The organism is Leucobacter aridicollis (genome assembly GCF_024399335.1).
In the GTDB taxonomy this organism is placed as follows: Bacteria; Actinomycetota; Actinomycetes; order Actinomycetales; family Microbacteriaceae; genus Leucobacter; species Leucobacter aridicollis_A.
Map to the genome: position 1 here is coordinate 3,519,604 of NZ_CP075339.1, position 24,127 is coordinate 3,543,730.

The window sequence follows — 24,127 nt, forward strand, 5'->3', positions numbered from 1 at the left end:
TATGGTTATCGCCGCGTTTCGCTTCGCGCCTCGCGGGCGGTGTCGCGCGCAGCCTGGGCTGCGAGCATCGCGTTGTACGCCTCAAGTTCAGAGTCACCGGAGCGTTCTTCTGCCCGATCCTTGCGCTTCTGTTCCTTCGTATCGCTGCGAGACCATTGCACGGCGACAACGAGCGCGAGCGCGAGCGTCGGTAGCTCGCCGATGCCCCACGCGATGCCGCCGCCAGTCGCCTGGTCCTCGAGCGGAGTCGCACCCCAGGTGCGGCCCATCGATCCGAACCAGTCGGCAACGAAGAGGGAGTCGCCAGTCATCATCGTGACGCCGAAGAACGCGTGCGACGCCATCGTTGCGAACAGAATCACGAGCCGGATCGGGTACGGTGCACGGTTCGGGATCGGGTCGACACCAATCATCGTCAGGCTGAAAAGGTAGCCGGAGATGAGGAAGTGGATGATCATCCACTGGTGTCCGAGGTGCTCGGCCATCGCCCACCTGAGGATCGGCGAGAAGTAGAACACCCACAGTGACCCGACGAAGATCGCGGCGGCAACAACCGGGTTCGTCACAAACTTTGACCACGGCGTCTGCAGCCCCCACATGATCCATTCGCGGGTGCCCCAGGAGCCGTCGGTGCGCTTGTCGGTCGCGCGCAGCGCGAGCGTCACCGGTGCGCCAAGCACGAGCACGAGCGGGATGAGCATCGTGAACATCATGTGCCCGAGCATGTGCACGCTGAAGAGGTACTGCTCGTATGCGTTGAAGGCGCCGTTTGTCGCGTAGAAGAGGAAGAGCATGCCGCTGACCCAGGCGATGGTGCGGCCGATGGGCCAGCTGTCACCGCGGCGGCGCAGTCGCAGCACACCGGCGATGTAAAACGCGATGCCGAAGAATGCGACGAGCCCCCAAGCGAGGTCGAACTTCCACTCGGTGAGGTAGCTCATCGGAGTGAGCTCGGGGGGCAGCGGGTCGCCGGTCAGGATCTCGGCAGGCGACGCCCCCACAGCCTCGCCGGCGGGTTCGAGCGGCACCGGGGTGGCGGTGCGGCCGAGCGCGCCGGCGATGCCGCTCGCGAGGCCCATGACCGCGAGCTCGGCGACGACGAACCAGGCGAACACCCGCATTCCGCGGTCGCTCTTTTCAATGCGCGGGATGAGGCGCTGGCGGTGCAGCGCACCGAACGCGCCGAGCGCAACGAGCGACACTGTCTTCAGGATGATGAGCTGACCGTACCCCGTGCCGAAGAGGGCATCGAGGTCGCCGATGCGGAGCCAGGCGCTCACCACGCCAGACGCGCTCACCGCGATAAACGCGAGCAGCGCGATCGAGGAGTAGCGGGAGACGAGGATCGCGAGGCGCTCGCGAGTCACTGACTTCGCAACGAAGATGAGCACGAGGAGCCCGCCGAGCCAGACCGCAGCGCCGACGAGGTGGACGAGGAGCGAGTTCACCGCCTGGCTGTGACCAGAAGCTCCCGCAGCGTGACCCTGCTGAGCGAGCGGCAGCGTGGTGAGCAGGCCGAGCACGAGCACGAGCAGGGTCATGCGCCGACCGCGCACAGCGAAGGCAAACACTGTCACGAGCGCCGCGATGAGCAGTTCCCAGAGCCACAGCTGGCCAATCTCAACTTCGGTGACGAACTGCGCGAGGCCCGCGCCGAACGCTGCGGAGCCCGAGAACGGCATCGTCGTGATGTCTGAGTAGGTGAGAATGAGCGTCGCGCCGGAGGCGACGGTAAGCACAGCTGCCGAGCCCGCCGCGACATCCATCGCAATACGGTACTCGGGGCGGTCAACCGCGAATGCCCACACAGCCATCACCAGCGAACCGACGAGGCCGGCGACTGAGACGTTGACGAGGGTACGCAGCAGCGGCACGCCGTAACGCACGAGGGCGCCAGGGTCGGCGAGGTCTCGCTCGTTCGCAGCCCCACCAATCGACAGCCCCCAAAAGAGGGCGGCGAACGTCGCCGCCAGGAGCACGGCAGGGGCAATCACGCGAATCAAACGGGGCACCCCCCTAGCCTACGCGGGCGCGCCTGACTGCCCGCACCTAAGCTGAATGCATGCTGTTCCTTTTCATCGGCGCCGCGATCCTGAACGTCTACGCCGCGACTCTCGTGATCCTGCGCGCCGCCGTCTACCGAACCAGACTGTACCGGCCAATGCTCTGGAACATCATGCTCTCGGTGCTGCCGATCCTGCTCCTCGCCCTCGCGTTTATCGCGCTCGTCGGGCTGTTGCCCGTCAACAGGGTGCTCGCCTTTGCGAGCGTGACCGTGCTCGGCGTGGTGTGGCTGCTCATGCTGCCGAACACGAGCTACCTCATCACCGAATTGAACCAGTCTCATCGCGCCGACGACGACCCGGTTCCGCTGTGGTACGACATCATCCTCGTGATCTCGCTCGCGATGAGTGGGGTGATCAACACGATCGTCAACGTGTTCGTCGCGCAACTGCTGTACTCGGTCGTGATGTTCGACGACCGCGCCGTCTCCTTTTTCAGGCCGCGCGCGATGATCGCGCTCGCTGTCGTGCTGCTGCTCGTCGGCCTCGGCATGTACCTCGGGCGCTATCTGCGTCTGAACAGTTGGGATGTGCGTCACCCGAGCGCGCTTATCGAGAAGGTCGTCGCTCATTTCAAGGTGCGCGGCAACGCGCTCGCCTGCTTCGGGTTCACTCTCACGTACGCACTTTTCATCGGGATTCTCTATCTCACGATTGTGACGCCAATTGTTGTCGGCTTGTACGAGCTCGAGCTCGCCCGCCAATAGATCAGGCGAGCGAGCTCGAGAGGGCGTACACGGGGAAGACTAGCCGCGTGGCGCCTGCACCTCAACGCGGCCTGTGCGCCGACGAATCTCGGCCGCGACCTCTCGCGCGTCACCCTCGGGCGCTGTCGACTGCTTGTCGGGGCGTGCGAGGAACAGATACAGCAGGCCAGAGACGAGCACGACGGCGAGGCCGATGAGCACGACGTAGTTCTGGAAGAACGTGCCGCCCTCGCCAGGCTTCGCGAGCAGGATGATCGCGAACACCCCGTAGGCGAGCGCTGCAATGTTCACGACCATGCCGAGGCGTCCGAGCGTGAACGGCCCCGCAGGCTTCCATCCCTTGAACCGCTGACGCAGCGCGGCGAGCACAACCATCTGGAACGCGACGTAGATGCCGAGGATCGCGAACGAGGTGACAGGCACGAGCAGGCCGTCGTTGAAGTAGATGAGCACGCAGATGAGCGCCGGCACCGTGCACGCGACGATGAGCGCGTTCGTTGGAACCTTGCTGCGCTCAGAGACTTTCGACAGCCAGGTGTGGCCGGGAAGCATGCCGTCGCGGGCGAACGAGTACAGCAGTCGCGAAGCCGCAGCTTGCAGGCTGAGCACGCACGAAACAAACGCGAGCACAGTCACGACGAGGAACACCTTCGCCCCGACGGTGCCGAGCGTCGATTCGAGGATCGCGGGGATCGGGTCGGTGATCTCACCCGAGACGATGCCCTCGAGATCCGGGGCTGCGAGCACGTATCCGGCGAACGAGAAGAGAGCGGAGACCGCGCCGACGAGGATCGTCATCATCATCGCCCGGGGAATACGCCTCGCGGGGTCGGCGACCTCTTCTGCGACGTCACCGCAGGCCTCGAAGCCGTAGAACAGGAAGAGGCCCGCGAGCGCTGAGGCGAGAAAGACTGGCACGTACGAGCCGTCGCCTTCGGTTCCCATCGTGTCGAAGAACACCGAGAACTCGTGCTTGCGCTGGAAGAGCAGCAGGTAGAGACCGAGCCCAATCACGCCGACGAGTTCGGCAGCAAGACCGATTCTGGCGATGCGCGCGAGCCACTTTGTGCCAGAGAAGTTGATCGCGAGCGCGAACAGCAGGAGGCCAAGCCCCGTGAAGAGCGTCGTCTCAGCGTTCAGTTCGATGCCGAACAGGCTCGTGATGAACCCTGCCCCAAACTCGGCGACCGAGGTGATCGTCACGATCATCGCCCAGATGTAGACCCAGGCAGCCATCCACGCGTAGCGCCTCCCCCAGAGGCGGCGCGCCCACGGGTAGACGCCACCGTGAATCGGGTACTGCGAGACGACCTCGCCGAACACAAGCGAGACGAGGAGCTGGCCGCACGCAACGATGACGATCCACCAAATCGAGGGCGGTCCGCCCGTCGAGAGGGCCATCGCGAGCAGCGAGTAGACGCCGACGAGCGGCGAGAGGTACGTGAACCCGAGGGCAAAGTTTGCCCACAGGCTCATGGAGCGGTCGAACTTGCCCTCGTAGCCGAGCACTGAGAGGTGCTCGTCGTCGGCGAGCCGCGCCTCCGGTGGGGTTGCAGACATAACGATGCCTTGCCTTTCTGATCTTCGTTGATCTGGGCTCTCCCGAGCCCTGAGAGCATCGTAGGGCTCAGGCCCCCACGGCGCTTCCGTGACTTCGCCCGGCCAATCGTGCGCAGGGTGTGCAAAGAAGGCGCTGCGGAATTCGGGAAAGTGTGTTTCACCCCCGGAATTGCTACCAGCGGTTGCGCACGTCCTCGGCCCAGCCGGTGATCCCCTCAAAACAGATCTCTTCGCCCGCCGCGGTTCTGAACGTGCCCGCCCACTCGCCAAAGCACTGGTCAGTTCGCCCTGCGAGCACTCCGAAGTTCGTCTGGCTATGTTTCACGTGAAAAGGGGTGAAGACAGCGTTAAACCCGCCGCCGTGCACACGCCAGGGGCGCCGCCAATTGTGCGAGTCGTACTCCCAGACAGTCTCGCCGTGAATCTTGTGCATCACGCCATCGACGAAGAACGCGTTCTCCGAGACGCCGGTTCCCGCTGTCCATCGCGCGCCGACCTGCACGCCGATGACCCTGCCGCACGCCCTGCCAGATCCGGCTCCCCAGTTCCAGGCGATGCTGTACGGCCAGCGGCCACGGCCGTGGTCGAGCACCGCCCAGCTCTCGCCCGTGGGCAGGCGAAACTCGTCAGCGCCGATCCGCAGAGTACCCGTCGCGGGCCTGGCGACGTCCTTCACCGTGTACTGAAAGCGCGTCTCGCTCCAGGGAACGACAAGGGCAAGCCGCTCATGGCCCTCCGGCAGCTCCGCGACGACGTCGAACGAGGCGCCGTCGATCTCGGCACGAATACGCGTGCCGCCAGGCACCTCGTCGATGTCAATCGAGAGACCGTCAGAGCGCATACTCGACGAGCCTTCCTCGAGACTCGCAGCGAGCACAGCACCACGCGGGGGGATCACGGCCCCAGCTTTGCCCCACTCCTTACCGGTCTCACGGTCGAGCACCCACACTTCGGGAACGCAGGCATAGTCGATTGCCGACACTGTCGCCGCGAGAATGTGGGTTGGAGTGACGACGTTCCAGTACTCCCACCGCTTGTTCCTCCCGCGACCAGCACCAAGCCCGCTCGTGTCAATGATCGGCTGTGTCGCCCAGCCGACAGCCTGGCGGTTCAGCTTGCCGTCGGCCGCGACGAGCGCCGTCGGCGCCTGAATCGCGGGCTCAGTGATCGCCCCGTGCTCGTGCATTCAGTGTGTCTCCCGCGCCTCAGACGCCGCTGCCAGCTCGCCCCCGCGAGGCAAGGCTTCGTCGTCGTTCATGGAGCGAGTCTAGTCCTGCATACTCGCGTCGTTGCCCCTGTAATGAGGGAGTCGGGCGCTATTTGTGAACCCCCGCAGCCGGATCCGAAATACTTGACAGCGCGGTCAAGTCACGGGCGGCGAGCGCGAGACGCTCTCGGGGAGGAGCAACATGAGACGCACGAAGGCACACGCGCGGGCAACGGCGCGGGTGAATGCCGCCACTCATGTGCCCCGAATCCCTCCGGCCGCCTTAGCCCCAGGGGCGCGGCTTGTCGCCGTCGGCGCGATTGCGGTGGCGGTAAGCCTCGCGGGCTGCACGGCACCGGGCGAGGATCCGAGGGTGACATCTGGCGACCCCGCTCCGACGCGAAAAGCTGCCATCGCCCTCCCGCCCGAGGGCGCGTCCCCCGACTACCAGCTCGGCGGGGCGTACGACCCTGCGCCCAGTGTCGGGATCGTTGCCCGCGACCGGAGCGCTGAGCCGGTTCCCGGCGTCTACTCCATCTGCTACGTCAACGGGTTCCAGACGCAGCCAGACGAGCTTGCGCTGTGGCCGGCCGACACGCTGTTGCGGGATGCCGGGGGTGAGCTCTTCATCGATCCTGACTGGCCCGATGAGGTGCTGCTCGACACGTCGACAAGCCAGGCGCGCGCTGAGATCCACACGCTCGTGAGCGACTGGATTGCGGGCTGCGCGAGCGCCGGCTACGACGCCGTCGAGTTCGACAACCTCGACACGTATACGCGCTCAGACGGTGCGCTCACGTTCGAGGACAACCTCGCGCTCGCTGCGGCGCTCGTCGAGACCGCCCACGAGCACGGCCTCGCCGCAGGCCAGAAGAACTCACCCGCCGACGCCGCCACGCTGCGGGAACGAGCGGGATTCGATTTCGCCGTCACCGAGGAGTGCAGCTTCTTCGACGAGTGTGGCGCGTACACAAGCGTCTACGGCACGCGGGTCATCGATATCGAGTACACCGACGCGCTGCCACGCCCCTTCAGCGAGATGTGCGCCCACCCCGACGCCCCCGCATCGATGGTGTTGCGCGACAAGCAGCTCAGCACCCCGGGCAGCGCCAGCTATGCATTCGAGCTGTGCCCGCACGGGGCGCCTGCACGCTAGTTCTGGCTCAGAAGATCGTCGGCGCTCGCCCCCGGCAGCGCGAGAGTCACCTGTGTTCCCCACGGGTCGGCGACAACGACTGCCCTGCCGGTGTCCTTGAACGCAAGCCCTCGGCCACGCAAGCGCGCCGCGAGCGCGTCGAGATCCTCCCTGCCAGGCAGCGTAATCGCGACGTCCGCGAGCCCGAGACGCGCAGCGCGAGGCCCCACCCCCTGACTGTTCCAGATATTCATCGCGACGTGATGATGGTACCCGCCCGCAGAGGCGAACAGCGCCGTCGGGATGCCAGTTGCTGTGGCCTCAAAGCCGAGCGCGTCGACGTAGAACTCCCGCGCACGCGCGACATTTCCGACCTGCAGGTGCACGTGACCCACGCTCCCAGCCTGCAGCGCCGCGTCAACGAGCACGCTCTCATCGAGGTGCGCTTGCAGGTACGCATTAGGGTCGAGAAACAGGGTGTCCATGCGTATCTCGTCGCCGTCGTAGCGCCACGTGTCGCGGGGCCTGTCGACGTAGAGCTCGATGCCGTTGCCCTCTGGGTCGGTGAAGTAGAAGGCCTCGCTCACGAGGTGGTCACTTGAACCAGCGAAGCGGCTCCGCGGATCCTGCGCCGCGCGGTAGACGGTCGCGGCGAGACTTGCCGCGTCCGCGAACAGAAAGGCTGTGTGAAAAAGACCAGCGTCGCGCGGGTTGAGCTCTGGCAGATCTGGCGTGTGAACCAGCCGGACGAGCGGGGCGCCGCCACGTCCGAGCACGCGGTGCACATGCCCGCCGAGAACCCGCTCCTCGATCGGTACGAGGGCGAGCGCCTGCTCGTAGTAGTCGCTCATGAGTTCGAGGTTGCCGACGCGAAGCGTCACCGCGTCCATCGCGAGGCCCGCCGAGAGCGTGCGCTCTGGCACCTGGGGTGTCTGCTGCTGTTCCACGATTGCCTTTCATATGGCGGGGCGGCGGCTCTCCCGCCGGCCCGCCCTCGCCCGGGATTGCTCCGGGGTGTCAGTAGTTAGTTATTGACGGCGAAGCCGCCGGCCCACGAGATCTTCTCGGCTGCGGCGAGCGTGAGCTGCAGGAAGCCGATCGCTTCAAGCTCGTGCGCCCGCTGCAGCGAGCCTGCATCGATTGCCGCGAGGCCTCCCGCGGTGACCGCGGCCACGAGCGTGCTCTTTGCCTCGGTGTCGTCGCCCGCAACGAGAACGGTTGTCTGCGTTTCGCCGACCTTGCCCGACGTGAGTGTCGCAGCGAAGTTCGTGTTGAACGCCTTCAGAACCTTGGCAGCGGGAAGCGCGCGCTGCAGTTCAGCAGCGGCCGAGCTGCCGGTTGGCACGACGAGCTCGTCGAAGGTCTCGAAATTCAACGGGTTCGAAATATCGACGACGACCTTGCCGGCGAGCTTGTCACCGTGGCTCGCGACGATGTCGGCAATTGCCGGGTACGGGACGGCGAGGATCACGACGTCGCCCTGCACATCGGCTCCCGTGTCCGCACTTCCGATGTGCGCGACTGTCGCGCCGCCCGCGGTAAGCACGCCCGCGATTGCGGTTGCCATGTTGCCTGTGCCGAAGATTGTGAAGTTGGTCATGTGCATCTCCCTTGTCGTGAGGTGTCTCGTTACGGACGAGGCGGTGACCACACCCCGTTTAGTTGTAGGTACAACCATATGATAAACGTGTTTTACTTGCAAGTGCAACTAAATTGCTAGAATGGGCGCATGAGCCCCTCTCTATCGCACCCAGAACGCGTGGCGATCGCTCGGCTGCACGCGATACTCGAACTGCTGCCAACAGCGCTCGACAAGCGACTGGGCGACGCGGGCGTGACCGCGTTCGAGCACACGCTGCTCAGCGCCCTGGCCGAACACGAGGCGCGGCGCATGCGACTCAGCGAACTGGCCCGCAAGACAAACGCAACACTCCCGCGCATCTCGCGAGTGGCGACGTCGCTCGAGAAGCGGGGCCTCATCGAGCGGACGCCCTGCCCCGAAGACGGCCGCGCAACAAACGCAGTACTCACCGATGCCGGGGCGAACGCGCACGAGCGCTCCCGTGGGCTCTACGACGACGCGGTGCGTGAACTCGTGCTTTCGGGCCTCACTCAGCTCCCGGGCGACGGGGTGACGCAGCTGAGCGACCTGACACTCGCCGTGCTCACAAGCCTTGATCCTGACCACCCGCGCGCCACCGACGCGCCTGGAGAACCGGCATGCGCGGCCGACCCGGCAGACAAGATCGACCAGACCACCTGTGCAGCCGACCCTGCACCAGAAAGCTTAAGCGCATGAACACATCTGACTACCTCGCCGCGAACGAAGCAAATTGGGACAACCGGGCGCCGCTTCACGCCGCTCGAGACGGCTCAGGATACGGCGTCGACACGTACATCGACGACCAGGCCGCCCTCTCTGACGTCGTCACCTTCGATCGCCCGCTGCTTGGCGATATTCGGGGACTCACAGCCGTGCATCTCCAGTGCCACATTGGCACCGACACGATCTCGCTCGCCCGACTCGGCGCCACCGTCACAGGACTCGACTTTTCTGGCGAATCAGTCGCCGAAGCTCGCAAGCTCGCCGCCGAAGCCGGCGACGCGGTTGAGTTCGTACAGTCCGACGTGCACCGCGCCCTCGACGTGCTGCCGGCAGGCGCGTTCGACCTCGTCTACACGGGCGTCGGCGCGCTCTGCTGGCTCCCACGCGTCCAGGACTGGGCCAGGGTCGTCGCCGGGCTTCTCGCCCCGGGGGGAACGCTCCACCTGCGCGAAGCACACCCGACCCTCTGGGCAATGGACGAGTCAGTCACCACCGATCTCACCCTGCGCTACCCGTACTTCGAACACGTCGAGCCCCTCGAATGGGACGACACCGAGACATACGTAGAGACATCCACGGCACTGACCTCGACAAAGACCTACGAGTGGAACCACTCGCTCGGCGAGATCATCACCGCGCTCATCGACAATGGGCTGCGCATCGAAACACTCGTCGAGCACCAGAGCGTCCCCTGGGAAGCGCTACCAGGGCAGATGACCCTCGGCGAGGACGGCGAGTGGCGCCTCACGACCCGCGCTGGCGTCGCACCCCTGAGCTACACGCTGCGCGCGGTAAAACCGGCGTAGGCCGCGTCGTCGCGGTGGGTGCCGCGGTGGGCGTCACGGTGAGGTCGCGATCGACGCCGCGGCCGGCGTCGCTCGGCATCACGGTCGGCGCCGCGAGAGGGCTCGGGCCGGGCGCCGCGGTCGGGTTCCCCGCCCGGCTCGCCATTACTCAGTCCCAGCTCGCGCCCGCCGCAGTGCGCTCGCGCTGGTGGCAGGCGGCACACACCGACTCGTACTCGACAGAGCCGTCGTCGATCGCAACCTGGTCGCCGTCGAACACAGGAGTGCCTGACACCTTGCGCAGGTTCATCGTCGCCTTCGAACCGCACCGGCAGAGGGTACGGATCTCTTCGATCTCGTGCGCCACACTCAGCAGTCGTGCGGCGCCTGGGAAGTTATCGCCGCGAAAGTCTGTGCGCAGACCGTAAGCGATAACGGTGATGCCCACGCGAACGGCGACGTCGAGTAGTTCGTTGACCTGGCGGCTCGACAGGAACTGTGCCTCGTCGACGAGAATCACGTCGTGCCGCGCCTTCACGGCAGGCAGCGACTCCCCGTCGACCCAGAGGAAGTCGACAGCACGCTCGACGCCCAACCGCGAGATGACACGGTCTCCGCCTTTCGAGTCGACAGCTGGCTTCACGATCAGAATCTGCTTTCCAAGCGATTCGTAATTGTGCCCCACCTGCAGGAGGGCGACGCTCTTCCCAGCGTTCATCGCCGCGTAGCGGAAATGCAGTTTTGCCATGCAGCGACTTTACCGCGTCGCCGTGACTCGACGCCGCGCGGTGCTCGTCTGCGGCCCAGTCCGGCTCTCCGCGAACCGGCGGTTTCGGCTACCTATGGGTGAGTAAAGCGAGGCGAACACCTGTTTCGAATTACAAAAATGTAATTTACGAATCCCTGTTCTAACGGTTTTGAAAGATCCTGCTCATCGGCGACTTTTCCACAGGCCCGTGTGGACAAGTTGTGGACATTCCTCGAAATTAAGCTATGAGTTATCCACATTGTTGGGGATAAGTTGTGGAATCTTGGCCTGCGACTGGCCATCGAAGCTCTAGGGGCCTGGGGGTCTGGGGTCTGGGGTCTGGGGTCTGGGGTCTGGGGCCTGGGGGCCTGAGGGCCTGAGGGCCTGAGTCTCTGTGGCTCCGGGGGCCTGAGGGCCTGGGGGCCTGAGTCTCTGTGGCTCCGGGGGCACTGGGGCTCCGGCCCTTCAGGGTTCAGGCACTCCAGCTCTCCGGCCCCGCACCCGCGCGCCCTTTCTGCACCGACGACCCTCGCCACTGCATACGTTTCTTGCAGCGGTACACGTTAATTTGCGTTGGGAAGGTGTGTTCTCGCGGAAAACATATGCATCGGCGCGAAGTGATGGCCGGGTCGGGACCGGAGAGGGTTGAGCAGGAAGAGGCCGGGACCGTGCGGAGCGGGCTGGGATCAGTGCACACCGCGGCGATCGGGGTATGTCGCTCCCCAAATAGCCATCAATCCCAAACGCAAAAAACCCGGCCAGACTTTCGTCTGACCGGGCATTTTCAGGTGGTGGCGGGTGCGTGATTCGAACACGCGAAGCTTACGCGTCTGATTTACAGTCAGATCCCTTTGGCCGCTCGGGCAACCCGCCTTGGTCGCGTTACCACGACCAGGGAATAACATTACCGGCTAGACGGCCCGAACGGAAATCGAAACGTATCCCGGGGCGTGCGAAGATCATTCCATGCCTACTCTTGCCCCCGAGTACACAGTCCATTGGGTCCGCGGTCTCGACGCACTACCGGTTCGCACCTTCCACAACATTGCCAGACTTCGGCAAGAGGTCTTCGTCGTCGAGCAGGACTGCGTCTACCTCGACCTCGATGGCCGCGATATGGAGCCAGCGACCGAGCAGTTCTGGGTGAGCTGGGATGCCACGCTCAGCACGGCGCCGGGTTCAGCGGTCGCCGCGGACAGCAGCGCTCCCGTCGTGGCTGCGACCCTCCGGGTGCTCGACGAAGGCGAGCGCGAGCCTGGGTTGCGAGCGATCGGTCGAGTCGTGACGAGCCCCGACCACCGCGGAAAGGCGCTCGCAGCTGCGCTCATGGAGGCAGTGCTCGCGGCGCACGGCGACGAGCCCCTTGTGCTTGAGGCCCAGTCTCACCTCACCGGATGGTACGGCAAGTTTGGGTTCGAGATCGCGGGCGATGAATACCTCGAGGACGGCATCCCCCATACGCCGATGCGCCGGGCCTAGGGGGCGGAAGCCGCAAGCCAGACGGGCTAGCCCCGCGGTCCTCGCAGGCTGGTGCCACGGGCCTAGCGGGCGGAAGCCGCAGGAGGCACGGGCAGGATCCGCAGACGAGGCAGGCGGGCCCTGCAAGCGAGACGGCCGGACCACGGCACGCAAGCCCTGCGGCCGCGGACACTACCGTTCGAGGCCGTACCCCTCGAGCGCGTCGAGCCAGGCATCCGCTGTCGCATCGTCAAACGGCGCTACCTGCTCCCGCACCCGCATCTCGAGAACGAGCGCGAGCTGCTCGAGCCGATCCATCACGTCGCGCGGGTAGCCATATAGCTTCGAGTGTTCAGCCCACTCGTCGCGGTCGTCGACCCAGGTGCCGCGTTCACCTTCAACCCGCACCACGTCAAGGTCGATGTCGATGCCGGTGACAAGCTCTGGATTGTCGCTCCACCTAACCTCCCAACCGAGGTCAATGTAGATGCGCATGCCTTTGTGATGATTTCGGTTCACGGTCAACGCAAAGTCGGGGTGCGCGATTCCTGCGCCCGCAAAGGCAGAACCAGGGCCGGCCGCCGGCACGAGCGTGACGCAGGCGCCGCCGACAGCGTACGCTCGGCCCGGCCGCTCACTCCACCAGCCCGTCGGCTGCCCGACCCAGTCACCCCACTTGTCTGACCCGAGGTAGACGCAATCATGTCGCCAGTGCGGAGAGCCGTCCCACTTTCGCCACTGGAAGACCATTGGGGTACCTGGTGTTGGTCGCGACGTGTGCACAGGCCGAGTCTAACGAGGGGCGTTGGGTCCGTGCGCGGGCAGGGGCAACGCTAGTCGAGCAGCGCGTCGAGCCCCGGCGCCCGCTCGGCGAGTCCGTGTCGCTCGGCGCGAGCGGAGATTGATTGCTCCCGCAGCAGGGTCAGCAGTTCGACAGGGCCTGCCATGGTCACGGGCTCAGCCCAGAGTGCGGCGCGGTCGAGCCCTCCCATCCACTCTGCGACCCGTACCCGGTCGCCGCCGATGAGTCGCACGCGAGCCGCGTCTGACCCACCTGGGCCGCGCGGCCCCTCCGCGGCGAGTCGCTCAAGCCAGGCCTCGTCGCGTTCGAGTGACACGTCGATGCCCTGCGAGTCGAGGAGGTCGCTGACTGCCTGCGGGAGCACTGCGCCAGTTGAGACGGCGACGGGTGCGCGCACGAGAAGCGCTGCCGCGAGCACTCTGATAAGCCCTGAGAGCGCCCCATCTTCAGCGAGCCTCACCTGCACAACGACGGGCGCTGTTCGCAGGGCATTGCGTTCGATCCCGAGCCCGATCCCGTCGGCGATGGCGCCGAGATCGGTCTGCCACGTCAGCTGGTCAGAGAGCGCGGCCCTGCGGAGCTCGTCGAACTCTTCATATGCGAGAGCCGGCTGCGCGGCCTCGATGAGCAGCGCAACCTCGGGGGCGAGCCCGCGGAGGTGGAGGGTATCGCTTCGCTGGCCAGGGCGCCGCTCCCAGGATCCCTGCGCGACAAGCCAGTGAGGGCCGCCGCCGAGCGCTGGAAGCCCCATGACGGCGTCGTTCCAGCCGCCGAACGGCTGCCGTTCCACACGCGCTGCGCTGCTTGAGCGGTTGATCGACACCGAAGCCGCCTCGATTCCGGCGAGCCAGGAGCGAACCTCTCCGTCGTCCCACGACTGGATCGCGGCGACGGCGCCGCTTCCTGCTGCGTTCTGCTGCGACACGGCCTCACCGAGCAGCTGAGCGCTGCTGATGCCGATGACGGGAAGTCCGCGGGCGTCGTCCCAGAACGGGGATCCAGGCGAGACGCCGATGCGCACACCGGGCCGCCAGAGCAGGCCCTCGTCGTCCAGCTGCTCTGGCTCGACAAGCCACTCCTCGCCCGGGCCGAGCTCGGTCAGCGCAGCGAGGCCGGCTGCACTCGGAACCGTTGGGAGTGGGCCGATGTCGAAGGCGAGCGGATCGTCGCCGAGTGGCCTCGCCGAGTCACCGACACGGAGTCGTCGCACCGCATCAGCGAGCCCGGCCCGGAAGCCGCGCGAGCGGGAGACGCTCGCAAGCAAGACGACCATGTTTGTGCTGCCGAGCGACGTCTGCGTGCCGCGGAAGGCCGAGTCGATAATGTCGGGAATTGCCCGCTCCCGCTCTGCCGAGGGGGTGACGAGCACCGAGCCGCGGGAAGTGAAGTGGCCCTCGACGCGAAGATCTGGCCGGTGCCTGGCGAGTGATCTCCCGAGCTCACGCCCTCCCAGTACGACAGCGCGGTCGACGTGGGGGCTCGCGCCGAGCGCGGCGAACGCCTCCTCGTCGGCGACGCTCACGGTTTCGACAGCGCCGGGGGTGAGACCGCCCACCTCCCACTCCTCAACGCATGAGGTGGCGGCGGCGTGCATGTCTGGTGAGACCGCCCAGAGCGCGCCCGCGCCACTTCCGAGCACGGCGAGCACCGCTGCGGCCTGCGTAGCGAGCGGGGCCGTGACGTCGCCGACAACGAGCACAAGCTTGTCTGGCACGAACGTCGCCCCGCGCACAACGCGGAGCCCGTCGGCGAGCTGCGCCGCGTAGCGGGCTGAGTCGATGATGTGGTTCACGGCGGCGTCGAGCTCGCGCATGGGGGCGCCGGTGCACGCGGCGAGGTCGGTGATGAGGCGGTCACGGGCAGCGGCGGTCGCGAGTGCGACGCGTCGCAGGCGAACCGCGCGGCCTTCATGTCGGAGCTCCGACCACCGCGTCGCTGCCTGCCGCGCGAGCGTCGCGGCGGCATCAGGATCCAGATCTGCCTGCGTCAACGCGACTGTCTCGTCGAGCCGTTCGCCGCGCAGCACGATCTCTCCCGCCTGGCGAAGCAGCCCGCGGGCCCATTCGCGGTTTGCGGCAAGGCTCCCGTCAGTCGGCGGCTCATTTGCGAAACCTGTGCGTGAGACGACGGGGATCGCGTGCTGTGGAGCGACGGCCTCAAGAATCACCTCTCCCGTGGCGTTCCGCGCAAGGCCGAGAACAGCGGCTGTCAGGCCGCCGGTGTCGTGGGTCGCCGGCTCGTCGGGGGCGCGGTAGAAGAGTGCACTGTCGCGCTCCGTCGGGTCCCACTCGCGGGCGCGCTGCTGCGTTCGATGGCTTGCCGCCGGCGGCTCTGCAGCGAGCGCGGCAGCCTTCCGAAAGACCTCGTCCGTCAGGTGAGTTGGGTCAGGATCGGCGGCCTCCGCGAGAAGTCCAACCAAATAGCCGAGCAGTTCGGCATACTCCCCCTTCGGGGTCACGGGAAGGCGCAGCCGCACATCTGGCACGGCGTTCTCGTCGTTCACGAGCGCGGCAGCGAGGCCGGGGGCGAGGCCGCACCGCAATTGAAGCGCGTACAGCTTGTCGGAGCCGAGCCTCGTCGCGGCCGCAATGGTCGCCGCGGCGATGCGCGGATCCTCAGTCGCGACAATGGGCCGCAGCACCGATGCCCGGCTCGGCTGCAGGGCGACCTCGATGAGACGCAACAACTGGGCGGCACGCTCAACCGGCTCCTCGATCACGGCGACAGGCAGACCGCTCTGGATCGATGCGACCCGCTCAGCCGCCGCAACGTCGCCGAGCCCAATCACAACATCGACGGGTGCGCCGCCGTCTGCAACACGTCGGCGCGCGAATCGATGGATCGCTGCGTAGGTCTCCCAGGAGTCTGGTAGCTCAGCGAACAGCCGCACACCAACCTCGAGCCTGTCGAGCTCGGAACAGCCAAACGCTCTGGTGAGGAACTCGGTCAGCCGCTTCGCCCAGACCGTGTCTCGTGGCTCAACGAGGAGACGTACGCCGTGCTCACGCGCCGCCTCAAGCACTGGCCGTACTCGCTCAACTGCAAGCGCGAGGTCTGCCTCTATGCTCCACTCGTCGGCACCAGGCACGAGTCGCGCAGGATCAAACGCGAGCTCCCGAACCGCCGGCTGTGCTGCGAGCGTGAGGAGGCGCTCAACTTCCCGCTTGCCGCCTTCGTCACCGAACACCTCGGCGCCAGTCAGCGACACGAGTACCGAGTGCCCCCGCTCTTTGTGCACCCGAACAGCGTCGGAGAGCGCCGACATGCGACCCGAGAACTTGAGCTGGAGCAGCACGTCTGGAAGCCGGGCGAGCAGGTTCTTGCGCGCGGCCGGACGCACGACCCACGGCAGCCCGAGCGACGCGACACCGCCAGCGCGAAGCAGCAGTCTGTCGCGAGTCGGCATGCTCTCAGGCAGCTCACCTTTCGAGACCCCACGCAGGCCGACTGCCGCGGTAAACGCGTCAGATGTGCCGAAGAGCGAATCAATGAGGCGCCGGGTAAAGTCGAGGCTCTCAGGGCTCGTCGCGAGCTCTCCGAGCAGGCCTGTGCGGGGCGAGTGATGACGCCCGTCGACGTCAGGCAGCGCACTCTCCCAGGCGCTCACGCGCTGGCGTGTGGCCTCCGCGACAGACTCCCACACCGACTCGACGTTCACCTGCTCGTCTCCCATGACCCCACTCTAGGGCTGGCGCCTCGCGAAATACCGTGAACACGCGAATGCCCCCGCGCGCCAAGCGGCGCGCGGGGGCATTCGAAACCGGAAACTCCCGGAGTTACTCGACCTTCTCGGCCTCGGCGAGGATCGCCTCGGGGATGGTTGCGCCCATCCGCTTCGCGGCTGCCTCGTTCACGACGTACGCGAACTCGTTCGAGACCTCGACAGGCATTGTCGCGGGGTCTGCGCCCTCGAGCACCTTCAGTGCCATCTCGCCTGTCTGGTAGCCGAGCTTCGTGTAGTCAATACCGAGGGTGATGACCGCGCCGCCCTCGACGGTGCCTGCCTCGGCACCGATAACTGGGATCTGCTTGTCTTCAGCGACCTGCACGAGCGATGCGATGCCCGCGACAACCATGTTGTCGGTCGGCACATAGATCGCGTCGACGTCACCGAGCGCCTCGGTCGCCGCAGCGATATCGTTCGCGGTGGTGACTGTCTTCGTCACGACCTCAAGGCCGAGCGGGCCAGCGGCCTCGGTGACTGCGTCAACCTGCACCTGCGAGTTGACCTCGCCCGATGCGTAGACAATGCCGACCTTCTTCGCGCCGGGAGCGACCTCCTTGAGCAGCGCAAGCTGCTCATCGAAGGGCGCAAGGTCGCTGGTGCCAGTGACGTTGCCGCCCGGTGCTTCGTTCGACTCGACGAGCTGGCCTTCGACAGCGTCGGTGACAGCGGTGAAGAGGATCGGCTTGTCGGTGATCGCCTGAGCAGCGGTCTGCGCTGCAGGCGTCGCCACGGCGAGCACGAGATCAAGATCTGAGGAAGCGAAGCCCTGCGCGATGGTGACGGCGGTTGCCTGATCACCATTCGCGTTCTGGTCGTCCCACTCGACCTCGACGCCCGCGTCGTCAAACGCCTGCTTGAAGCCGGCGGTCGCCGCGTCAAGCGCGGGGTGCTGCACGAACTGGCTCACACCGATCTTGTACGAGGCCTTCGCCTCGTCACCCGAATCGGTTGCGGCGGGGCTGGAGCAGGCGCTCAGCGTCAGCGCCGCGACGGCGAGGCCGGCGAGCGCGATGCCTGAGCGGCGGAACGAGGTCAGTCGCATAGTAAAACGGTCCTTCGTGAGTATGCCGCTGCAACACCGCAACGGCAGGGGAAAACAACAAGGGCTTTGCTGTTTCCAGCATCGTACCCTGACAGGGGCTCCCCCAAACTCGCGCCGCGGCGCAACAGTTACGCAAACGAGACGGGACGGGGCCGAGCGCGAGCGCTAAGCCAGCAGCGCGCGGTCGTCGAAGCTCGCGCCCTTGATCTTCGCGAACTCGGCAAGCAGCATCGGCACGGTGAGCTTCGACTTCTCCTCGGCGTTCGCCTCGAACACGATGCGTCCCTCGTGCATCATGACAAGCCTGTTGCCAAGCGTGATTGCCTGTTCCATGTTGTGCGTCACCATGAGCGTCGTGAGGTTGCCCTCCGCGACGATGCGCTCGGTGAGGGTCGTCACAAGCGCCGCACGCTGCGGGTCAAGCGCCGCGGTGTGCTCGTCGAGCAGCAGGATCCGCGGCTGCGTGAACCCAGCCATGAGCAGCGACAAGGCTTGACGCTGCCCACCCGAGAGCAGGCCGACCTTCGCCGTGAGACGGTTCTCAAGCCCGAGCTCGAGCGATTCGAGCTCGGTGGCGAACGCCTCGCGGCGGGCCTTTGTGATGCCCCGGTGCAGACCGCGGCGCTTGCCTCGCTGCAGGGCGAGCGCGAGGTTCTGTTCGATGGTGAGGTCGGGGGCTGTGCCCGCCATCGGATCCTGGAAGACGCGACCGACGTATCGGGCCCGCTTGAACTCTTTCAGTTTCGAGACTGAAGCGCCGTCGATCCTGATCTCGCCGGTGTCGATCGGGTAGCGGCCCGAGATCGTGTTCAACAGCGTTGACTTGCCCGCGCCGTTCGAACCGATGACAGTTACGAAATCGCCCTCTGCGAGCTCGAGGTTGAGTTCGACGAGCGCACGGCGCTCGTTCACCGTGCCCGCAAAGAATGTCTTAGAGATGTTCGCGATGCTCAGCATGATTACGCTCCCGTCGTCGCGGCCGCGGCCGGCTGGGTCATGATGTCGGATCGCTTGTTCCCGCGGTTCTTGAACGACGGGATGCGCTTCAAGAACCCCCAACGTGGCAGCAGCAGGGCAGCGATCACGAGGAGCGCAGTCATGAGCTTCATATCGTCTTGGTTGAAGCCGATACGCAACGCGCCGAAGATGATGATGCGGTAGAGCACCGCGCCGACGACGACTGCGAGGGTTGCGAGCCAGATCCAGCGCTGCCCGAGCAGCGCCTGACCGAGAATCACTGAGGCGAGGCCGACGAGGATCACACCGATGCCCATGCTGATATCAGCGACACCGTTGTACTGCGCGATGAGCGCGCCGGCAAGGCCGACGAGGCCGTTCGAAAGCGACAGGGTCAGGATCTTCATGCCGTCGGTGTTCACGCCGAACGAGCGGATCATCTGCTCGTTGTTGCCAGTCGCCTGGATCGCGAGACCAAGATCGGTCGACAGGAACCAATCAACGAGCAGCTTGATCGCAAAGACGACGACGAGGAAGATCAGTACGACATACCAGGTCTTGCCCATCCATCCGGCCTCACGCAGTGGGCTAATGAGCGTCTCCTCGCGGAGAAACGGTAGGTTCGACTTACCCATAATGCGCAGGTTGATCGACCACAGCGCGATCATTGTGAGAATGCCGGCGAGCAGACCGTCGATCTTGCCCTTGGTGTGCAGGATGCCGGTGATCGCGCCCGCGATCATGCCAGTCACGCCACCCGCGAGCGTCGCAAGCAGCGGGCTCTGGCCGGCGTGAATGAGCGCCGCAGCAGTCGCCGCGCCAGTCGTCAGGCTGCCGTCGACAGTGAGATCTGGGAAGTTCAGCACGCGGAACGTGAGATAGACCCCAAGGGCGAAAATGCCGTAGAGAAGTCCGACTTCAATTGCGCCTATCAATTCGCGCCTCCTGCTGTGTAGTGTTCATGCTCGTCTGCTCCGGCGTGAAAGCCGAGAGTAGCCCCTAGAGCAGCGCCGCCGCCGCTGAAGAGACCTCGATCACTGCGTCATTCTCATGACGCGCACCGATGGAGATGCGAATTCCATCACCTGAGAAGCAGCGTACCGAAACTCCGCGTTCCGCGAAGACTTCGCTGACTGCGTCGCTCGCGGCGCCCGCCGGAATCCACACAAAGTTCGCCTGTGAGTCGAGCACAGGCAGGCCCGCCGTACGAAGCGCGGTTGTGACGCGATCGCGCTCGGAGACGAGCACGTCGATGCGTTCCTGCAGCTCATCCTCGGCCGCGAGCGACGCAACCCCGCCGGCCTGGGCGAGAGCGCTGAGCGCAAACGGCACTGCCGCCTTGCGCAGCGCGTCAGCGACCTCGGGCTGCGCAACAGCGTAGCCAAGGCGCAACCCGGCGAGGCCGTACGCCTTCGAGAAGGTGTGCAGCACGGCGACATTCGGGTAGCGTCCGAAGAAATCGAGGCCGACTACCGAATCCTCCTCGACGTTGAAGTGCACGTATGCCTCATCGAGCACGACGAGCACGTTGTCAGGAACCTGCTGCATGAACGCCTCGACAGCCGCCTGAGAGACAGTCGTGCCCGTCGGATTGTTCGGGTTGCAGACAAAGATGAGCTTCGTGCGGTCGGTGATCGCGGCAGCCATGGCGGGCAAGTCGTGAGCGCCATCCGAGGTGAGTGGCACCTGCACCGGGGTCGCGCCAGCAAGCTGGACAAGGATCGGGTAGGCCTCGAACGACCGCCACGCGTACATCACCTCATCGCCAGCACCGGCGAGAGCGTGAATGAGCTGCGCGGCGACCTCGACTGAGCCAGCGCCGAAGGCAATGTTCTCGGGCGCGACATCAAGCCTCGCTGCGAGCGCCGCCGTGAGCTCGGGGGCAGCGATACTCGGGTAACGATTCACCGACGTTGGAAGCGCTGCGGCGAGCGCCTCGAGCACTGAGGGTAGCGGATCGTAGGGGTTCTCGTTCGACGAGAGCTTCGCGCTCAGGCCGTCTGGGCCGAGCTGTGCTGGCTTTCCTGCACGGTAGGAAGGGATGCTCTCGAACCCTGAACGGATCGACACTGACATAGAGGGAACTCGCTTTCAAAGAGGCTGGGTCAATCCTACGCACCCGCGCGAGCGCCGCCCAGCACAAGCGGTACACCCGCCGAAGCCAATGGACTTCACCACCGGTTCGCTCAGCCGCAGAGCAGCAGATCCGCAGATCACATGTCCATCCCCGTCTCACCGGGAATATCTACTGCAGATCACATGGGTATGCGCCTGCAGTCGGGCGGCGGTGCGAGGCGACTTCCGCCCAAAGATCTGTGATCTGCAGTTCGAATGCCCCCCTCCTCGCCGAAGAGGCATATCTGCTGCAGATCACAGATCTAGCGGCCGGAGCCAGGGCAGGCGGACGGCACAGGGCGCAAGGCCAGCACCGAAGTCCCTAAGCTGCGCCGCCGAACTCGCCGGTTGCGACGATGATCGCGCGGGCAAGCACCGCGTCACGCATCATGAAGCCGAGCACTGCTGGAGTCGCCTGCGGATCGATGTCAATGTGGTCGACGTCGAGCGCGTGCACGACGAACCAGTAGTGGTGCACGCCGGTACCCTCGGGTGGCCCCGCTCCAACGAATGCGGGCTCGCGCTGCTCGTTCGGCATCGTGATCGCGCCCTCGGGCAAGAGTGCCCCGCCGAGAGCCCCTGCCCCGGCAGGAAGATCTGTGACTGTCGCCGGAATGTTTGCGACCGCCCAGTGCCAGAAACCAGACCCTGTTGGGGCGTCTGGGTCGAAGCAGGTCACAGCGAAACTCTTTGTCTCGGCTGGGAAACCGGACCAGCTCAGTTGTGGCGAGCGGTTCGATCCACCGGCGCCCTCACCGTAGAGCTCGGCGGGCAACGGCTCGCCGTCTTGAATGTCGGCGCTGACGAGGGTGAACCCTGGCTTCTCCGGCATCCCGGCGTACGGGTTCAACGCGCCGCGACTCGGGTGACTTGTCATGGTCGCTACGCTACCTGGGAACACACGTTCTGGAAAGCCACGAACCGATAGACTGGCCTGAATATCAGCGACGCAGCAGCGATGTGGATTGGAGTGCAGCATGGCGGTCACAACCGGTTCGGAGCGTGCCCGTGGCGCGCTCTCGTACCTTCGCCGCAAGATCTCAACGGGCGAGTGGGCGGTGGGTGAGCGAATCCCCATCGAGCCTGAGCTCGCAGATCAGATGGGCGTGGGCCGTTCAACCGTTCGCGAGGCCGTCCGCTCGCTCGCAAGCATGGGCATGCTCGAGACGGCCCCCGGCCGCGGCACCTTCGTGCGTTCCGCGTCGCCGACCAGCTCGCTGCTCGACGAGTTCCTCGCGGACTTCTCGCTTGAGGAGATCCTGAGCTACCGTCGTGCGCTCGAGATCGAGGCTGCGCAGCAGGCTGCACTGCATCGCTCCGACGAAGACCTGGCCGCGCTCGAACAGGCGACGATTGAAGAGGTCGGCTGCTCACGCTGCCCCGTCCTCAGCCTCACGGACTCGGGGGAGGGCGCGTTTGACAGCCGGTTCCACCGCCTGATCTTTGACGCCGCGAAGAACCGGCTACTCGCCGCGCTCTACGCAGGCATCAACGACCAGCTGCGCACGCCCCAGCACCGCGGCCGCCTCGCAAACGTTGCAACCGGGGCCGAGATGGAGCGAGACCACCAGCGCGTGCTCGAGGCCATCCGCAAGCGTGACTTCATCGACGCGGTGCACGCGATGGTTGATCACGTCGATCACGACGTCGTCATCGTGAACGAGCAGCAGGAGGTCGTCCCGCCGCTCGCCCGCACACCTGAGCAGCAGCAGCGCATCGACGACGTGCGCGACGGCCGCCCGGCGGTCGTCTAGCCGCCGAGAGTTTCCTCCCCCGCGGCGCCGTCGAGATACGCGTGCAGTGCATCGCGAACGAGTGTCGCACCAGCGGCCCCGCCGTAGTTCGCGGCGAAGCGCTCGTCTGCAACGTACATCTCACCGAGGCCCCGCACGTAGTGCTCGAACGCCTCTCCCGTCGGCGCTCCTGGCACCCCACGAAGCCACTTGGCGTGACGCTCAGCGAGCGCCTGCGCACGCTCGGACGTGGGATCCTCACCGTCGTTCATCGCCGTCACCCAGTCGGCGTTCAGCGCCGCGACCTGATCCTGCCACCCCTGCTGCTGCTCGGCGCTCATGCTGCGCCACCAGCTGTCGCTCTTCGCATAGGCGTTCTCACCCCAGCGTTCAATGACTTCTTCCTTGTGCTTCGTATGATCGAAGCCGTCAAACATGTTGGCCTCCATGAGCCCGTTCCCTTCGTGTTGTGTGGTGAGCGCGGCAATTGTGCGCCGAACGGCACCGATCTGGCGGTCGATCCGCGCCCGCTCTTGTTCGAGCAGGCCGAGGTGCGCGTCGAGCACTCGGGCCTCGGCGAACGCGACTGCATCGGCAGTCCCGCCGAGGTCGCTCCCCGCGTCTTGTGCGGCGAGCACCTCTGCGATTCGGTCGAGCCCTAGCCCGAGCTCGCGCAGCAGCAGCACTCGCTGCAGCCGGACGAGCGACCGGTCGTCGTAGTACCGGTAGCCGTTGTGGCCGACACGCGTCGGCCGAACAAGCCCGAGCGCGTCGTAGTGCCGCAGCGTGCGTGACGTTGTGCCCGCCGCGCGGGCGATCTCCTGGATCGAATACTCCACTGCCGTCTCCACTTCGTCGCTCAAGGCGCACACTCCGTGCGCCCGTATCTCACGGTAGAACTTGACGCTACGTCAAGGTCAAGCGATATGCCAGAACTCGTTCTCGCGCGCGGGCAGCGCACCGCCCGACCAGGCGTAGGCTAAAGCAATGGCAACCATCCGATTCGTCGCTATTGGAGACAGCTTTACCGAGGGAGTTGGTGACGAACAGCCCGACGGCAGCGTGCGCGGCTGGGCCGACCTCGTCGCGCAGGGACTCGCCGATGCGACCGGAGAGCCCATCGAGTACGCCAACCTCGCAATCCGCGGCAGGCTACTCGCCCCGATCCTCGCCGAACAGCTCGAACCGGCGATCGAGCTCGGGCCGACGATCCTGAGTTTCAATGGCGGCGGTAACGACATGCTCCGCCCAGGCACCGACATGGCCTCGATCATCGCGGCGACCGAGGGCGCTCTCATCCGCATCCAGCAGGCCGGCATCGAGCCGCTGCTGCTCGCGGGCGCGAACCCGACCGGTGGGCTCCCCTCGGGCGGCAGCGTGAGCAGGAAAGGCAGCGAACTGACCCGTGCGGCCGGTGATGTCGCACGCCGGCTTGGGGTCAAGTTCTCGAACAACTGGGACGATGCCGAACTCGCGGGAAGTCAGTACTGGTCGATCGACCGCCTCCATCTCGCGCCCATCGGCCACCACCGCGTCGCCGCAAACGTTCTCCGAACCCTCGGTCACGAACCCCCCGCCGACTGGGTGACAACCGCCGCCCCGAAGGCGGCCCCGACGGCCCGCGATCAGCTGCGCTACACCCGTGAACACGTGTTGCCGTGGATTGGCCGCCGTCTCACCGGCCGATCCAGCGGCGACGGCCGGACTGCGAAGTACCCGGAGTTTGTGACGATCAATCCTCGGTAAGGGCTGTGCCCCCTGC

General features: G+C 65.8%; 21 protein-coding genes and 1 tRNA gene. 7 read left to right on the top strand and 15 right to left on the bottom strand.

Annotation, left to right across the window (positions count from 1 at the left end; genetic code table 11):
* Nucleotides 1-5: 5 nt before the first annotated feature.
* Complete coding sequence (locus KI794_RS15795) at nucleotides 6-2,012, bottom strand: cytochrome c oxidase assembly protein (protein ID WP_255808621.1); 2,007 nt, start codon at nucleotides 2,010-2,012, stop codon at nucleotides 6-8.
* 50 nt (nucleotides 2,013-2,062) lie between these two features.
* Between KI794_RS15795 and KI794_RS15800 the strand changes: the two genes are divergently transcribed.
* The gene (locus KI794_RS15800) at nucleotides 2,063-2,770 is read left to right on the top strand and encodes a DUF1361 domain-containing protein (protein WP_255808622.1); all 708 of its coding nucleotides are present in this window, start codon (nucleotides 2,063-2,065) and stop codon (nucleotides 2,768-2,770) included.
* A gap of 39 nt (nucleotides 2,771-2,809) precedes the next feature.
* On the opposite strand, the gene KI794_RS15805 is transcribed toward KI794_RS15800, so the two are convergent.
* Entirely contained in the window at nucleotides 2,810-4,330 is a 1,521-nt protein-coding gene (locus KI794_RS15805) for an APC family permease (protein WP_119285484.1), read from the bottom strand.
* 172 nt (nucleotides 4,331-4,502) lie between these two features.
* Nucleotides 4,503-5,516 (bottom strand): DUF2804 domain-containing protein, encoded by a 1,014-nt coding sequence (locus tag KI794_RS15810; protein ID WP_255808623.1) that lies wholly within the window; start codon nucleotides 5,514-5,516, stop codon nucleotides 4,503-4,505.
* A 223-nt stretch (nucleotides 5,517-5,739) separates the two neighbouring features.
* Here KI794_RS15810 and KI794_RS15815 point away from each other — a divergent pair, with 223 nt between their 5' ends.
* Nucleotides 5,740-6,693 (top strand): endo alpha-1,4 polygalactosaminidase, encoded by a 954-nt coding sequence (locus tag KI794_RS15815; protein WP_255808624.1) that lies wholly within the window; start codon nucleotides 5,740-5,742, stop codon nucleotides 6,691-6,693.
* On the opposite strand, the gene KI794_RS15820 is transcribed toward KI794_RS15815, so the two are convergent.
* The gene (locus KI794_RS15820; RefSeq protein ID WP_255809786.1) at nucleotides 6,690-7,562 is read right to left on the bottom strand and encodes a VOC family protein; all 873 of its coding nucleotides are present in this window, start codon (nucleotides 7,560-7,562) and stop codon (nucleotides 6,690-6,692) included. The genes KI794_RS15815 and KI794_RS15820 overlap by 4 nt on opposite strands.
* 134 nt (nucleotides 7,563-7,696) lie before the next feature.
* Nucleotides 7,697-8,272, bottom strand: coding sequence for an NADPH-dependent F420 reductase (locus KI794_RS15825; RefSeq protein ID WP_255808625.1), 576 nt, complete (start codon nucleotides 8,270-8,272; stop codon nucleotides 7,697-7,699).
* A 129-nt stretch (nucleotides 8,273-8,401) separates the two neighbouring features.
* Here KI794_RS15825 and KI794_RS15830 point away from each other — a divergent pair, with 129 nt between their 5' ends.
* Both KI794_RS15830 and KI794_RS15835 read left to right on the top strand, forming a co-directional pair.
* Complete coding sequence (locus KI794_RS15830; RefSeq protein WP_255808626.1) at nucleotides 8,402-8,971, top strand: MarR family winged helix-turn-helix transcriptional regulator; 570 nt, start codon at nucleotides 8,402-8,404, stop codon at nucleotides 8,969-8,971.
* Nucleotides 8,968-9,804 (top strand): class I SAM-dependent methyltransferase, encoded by an 837-nt coding sequence (locus KI794_RS15835; protein ID WP_255808627.1) that lies wholly within the window; start codon nucleotides 8,968-8,970, stop codon nucleotides 9,802-9,804. The genes KI794_RS15830 and KI794_RS15835 overlap by 4 nt, the downstream gene beginning before the upstream one ends.
* 148 nt (nucleotides 9,805-9,952) lie before the next feature.
* Here KI794_RS15835 and KI794_RS15840 read toward each other — a convergent pair whose 3' ends face one another.
* Both KI794_RS15840 and KI794_RS15845 read right to left on the bottom strand, forming a co-directional pair.
* Nucleotides 9,953-10,531, bottom strand: coding sequence for a thymidine kinase (locus tag KI794_RS15840; RefSeq protein WP_255808628.1), 579 nt, complete (start codon nucleotides 10,529-10,531; stop codon nucleotides 9,953-9,955).
* Between the two features lie 789 nt (nucleotides 10,532-11,320).
* Nucleotides 11,321-11,404 (bottom strand) — tRNA-Tyr (locus KI794_RS15845).
* Between the two features lie 93 nt (nucleotides 11,405-11,497).
* Between KI794_RS15845 and KI794_RS15850 the strand changes: the two genes are divergently transcribed.
* Entirely contained in the window at nucleotides 11,498-12,010 is a 513-nt protein-coding gene (locus KI794_RS15850; RefSeq protein WP_255808629.1) for a GNAT family N-acetyltransferase, read from the top strand.
* 171 nt (nucleotides 12,011-12,181) lie between these two features.
* Here KI794_RS15850 and KI794_RS15855 read toward each other — a convergent pair whose 3' ends face one another.
* The 7 genes from KI794_RS15855 to KI794_RS15885 all read right to left on the bottom strand — a co-directional run bounded on the left by KI794_RS15855 (nucleotide 12,182) and on the right by KI794_RS15885 (nucleotide 21,509).
* On the bottom strand, nucleotides 12,182-12,772 hold the full coding sequence (locus KI794_RS15855; protein WP_255808630.1) for a hypothetical protein: 591 nt from the start codon (nucleotides 12,770-12,772) through the stop codon (nucleotides 12,182-12,184).
* Nucleotides 12,773-12,822: 50 nt separating this feature from the next.
* Nucleotides 12,823-16,464 carry a proline dehydrogenase family protein gene (locus tag KI794_RS15860; protein ID WP_255808631.1) on the bottom strand — a complete coding sequence of 1,214 codons (3,642 nt, stop codon included), beginning with the start codon at nucleotides 16,462-16,464 and terminating at the stop codon, nucleotides 12,823-12,825.
* A gap of 103 nt (nucleotides 16,465-16,567) precedes the next feature.
* Nucleotides 16,568-17,560: an ABC transporter substrate-binding protein gene (locus KI794_RS15865; RefSeq protein ID WP_119285474.1), complete on the bottom strand. Its 993-nt coding sequence runs from the start codon at nucleotides 17,558-17,560 to the stop codon at nucleotides 16,568-16,570.
* Between the two features lie 165 nt (nucleotides 17,561-17,725).
* Nucleotides 17,726-18,517, bottom strand: coding sequence for an ABC transporter ATP-binding protein (locus KI794_RS15870; protein ID WP_119285473.1), 792 nt, complete (start codon nucleotides 18,515-18,517; stop codon nucleotides 17,726-17,728).
* Between the two features lie 2 nt (nucleotides 18,518-18,519).
* Nucleotides 18,520-19,452: an ABC transporter permease gene (locus KI794_RS15875; protein WP_119285472.1), complete on the bottom strand. Its 933-nt coding sequence runs from the start codon at nucleotides 19,450-19,452 to the stop codon at nucleotides 18,520-18,522.
* A 64-nt stretch (nucleotides 19,453-19,516) separates the two neighbouring features.
* Nucleotides 19,517-20,593: a histidinol-phosphate transaminase gene (gene hisC, locus KI794_RS15880; RefSeq protein ID WP_255808633.1), complete on the bottom strand. Its 1,077-nt coding sequence runs from the start codon at nucleotides 20,591-20,593 to the stop codon at nucleotides 19,517-19,519.
* 361 nt (nucleotides 20,594-20,954) lie between these two features.
* Nucleotides 20,955-21,509 (bottom strand): YbhB/YbcL family Raf kinase inhibitor-like protein, encoded by a 555-nt coding sequence (locus KI794_RS15885; RefSeq protein ID WP_119285470.1) that lies wholly within the window; start codon nucleotides 21,507-21,509, stop codon nucleotides 20,955-20,957.
* A gap of 100 nt (nucleotides 21,510-21,609) precedes the next feature.
* Between KI794_RS15885 and KI794_RS15890 the strand changes: the two genes are divergently transcribed.
* A complete protein-coding gene (locus KI794_RS15890) occupies nucleotides 21,610-22,386 on the top strand; it encodes a FadR/GntR family transcriptional regulator (RefSeq protein WP_119285469.1) in 777 nt (258 codons plus the stop codon).
* On the opposite strand, the gene KI794_RS15895 is transcribed toward KI794_RS15890, so the two are convergent.
* On the bottom strand, nucleotides 22,383-23,204 hold the full coding sequence (locus KI794_RS15895; RefSeq protein WP_255809787.1) for a MerR family transcriptional regulator: 822 nt from the start codon (nucleotides 23,202-23,204) through the stop codon (nucleotides 22,383-22,385). The genes KI794_RS15890 and KI794_RS15895 overlap by 4 nt on opposite strands.
* A gap of 148 nt (nucleotides 23,205-23,352) precedes the next feature.
* Here KI794_RS15895 and KI794_RS15900 point away from each other — a divergent pair, with 148 nt between their 5' ends.
* Nucleotides 23,353-24,111: an SGNH/GDSL hydrolase family protein gene (locus KI794_RS15900; protein ID WP_119285467.1), complete on the top strand. Its 759-nt coding sequence runs from the start codon at nucleotides 23,353-23,355 to the stop codon at nucleotides 24,109-24,111.
* Nucleotides 24,112-24,127: the final 16 nt, after the last annotated feature.

Coding starts and splice junctions, on each gene's coding strand:
- KI794_RS15865 (WP_119285474.1), bottom strand. CDS start 17,560: ATGCGACTGACCTCGTTCCGCCGCTCAGGCATCGCGCTCGCCGGCCTC.
- KI794_RS15820 (WP_255809786.1), bottom strand. CDS start 7,562: ATGGACGCGGTGACGCTTCGCGTCGGCAACCTCGAACTCATGAGCGAC.
- KI794_RS15890 (WP_119285469.1), top strand. CDS start 21,610: ATGGCGGTCACAACCGGTTCGGAGCGTGCCCGTGGCGCGCTCTCGTAC.
- hisC (WP_255808633.1), bottom strand. CDS start 20,593: ATGTCAGTGTCGATCCGTTCAGGGTTCGAGAGCATCCCTTCCTACCGT.
- KI794_RS15900 (WP_119285467.1), top strand. CDS start 23,353: ATGGCAACCATCCGATTCGTCGCTATTGGAGACAGCTTTACCGAGGGA.
- KI794_RS15805 (WP_119285484.1), bottom strand. CDS start 4,330: ATGTCTGCAACCCCACCGGAGGCGCGGCTCGCCGACGACGAGCACCTC.
- KI794_RS15835 (WP_255808627.1), top strand. CDS start 8,968: ATGAACACATCTGACTACCTCGCCGCGAACGAAGCAAATTGGGACAAC.
- KI794_RS15885 (WP_119285470.1), bottom strand. CDS start 21,509: ATGACAAGTCACCCGAGTCGCGGCGCGTTGAACCCGTACGCCGGGATG.
- KI794_RS15870 (WP_119285473.1), bottom strand. CDS start 18,517: ATGCTGAGCATCGCGAACATCTCTAAGACATTCTTTGCGGGCACGGTG.
- KI794_RS15810 (WP_255808623.1), bottom strand. CDS start 5,516: ATGCACGAGCACGGGGCGATCACTGAGCCCGCGATTCAGGCGCCGACG.
- KI794_RS15800 (WP_255808622.1), top strand. CDS start 2,063: ATGCTGTTCCTTTTCATCGGCGCCGCGATCCTGAACGTCTACGCCGCG.
- KI794_RS15840 (WP_255808628.1), bottom strand. CDS start 10,531: ATGGCAAAACTGCATTTCCGCTACGCGGCGATGAACGCTGGGAAGAGC.
- KI794_RS15825 (WP_255808625.1), bottom strand. CDS start 8,272: ATGACCAACTTCACAATCTTCGGCACAGGCAACATGGCAACCGCAATC.
- KI794_RS15850 (WP_255808629.1), top strand. CDS start 11,498: ATGCCTACTCTTGCCCCCGAGTACACAGTCCATTGGGTCCGCGGTCTC.
- KI794_RS15860 (WP_255808631.1), bottom strand. CDS start 16,464: ATGGGAGACGAGCAGGTGAACGTCGAGTCGGTGTGGGAGTCTGTCGCG.
- KI794_RS15830 (WP_255808626.1), top strand. CDS start 8,402: ATGAGCCCCTCTCTATCGCACCCAGAACGCGTGGCGATCGCTCGGCTG.
- KI794_RS15815 (WP_255808624.1), top strand. CDS start 5,740: ATGAGACGCACGAAGGCACACGCGCGGGCAACGGCGCGGGTGAATGCC.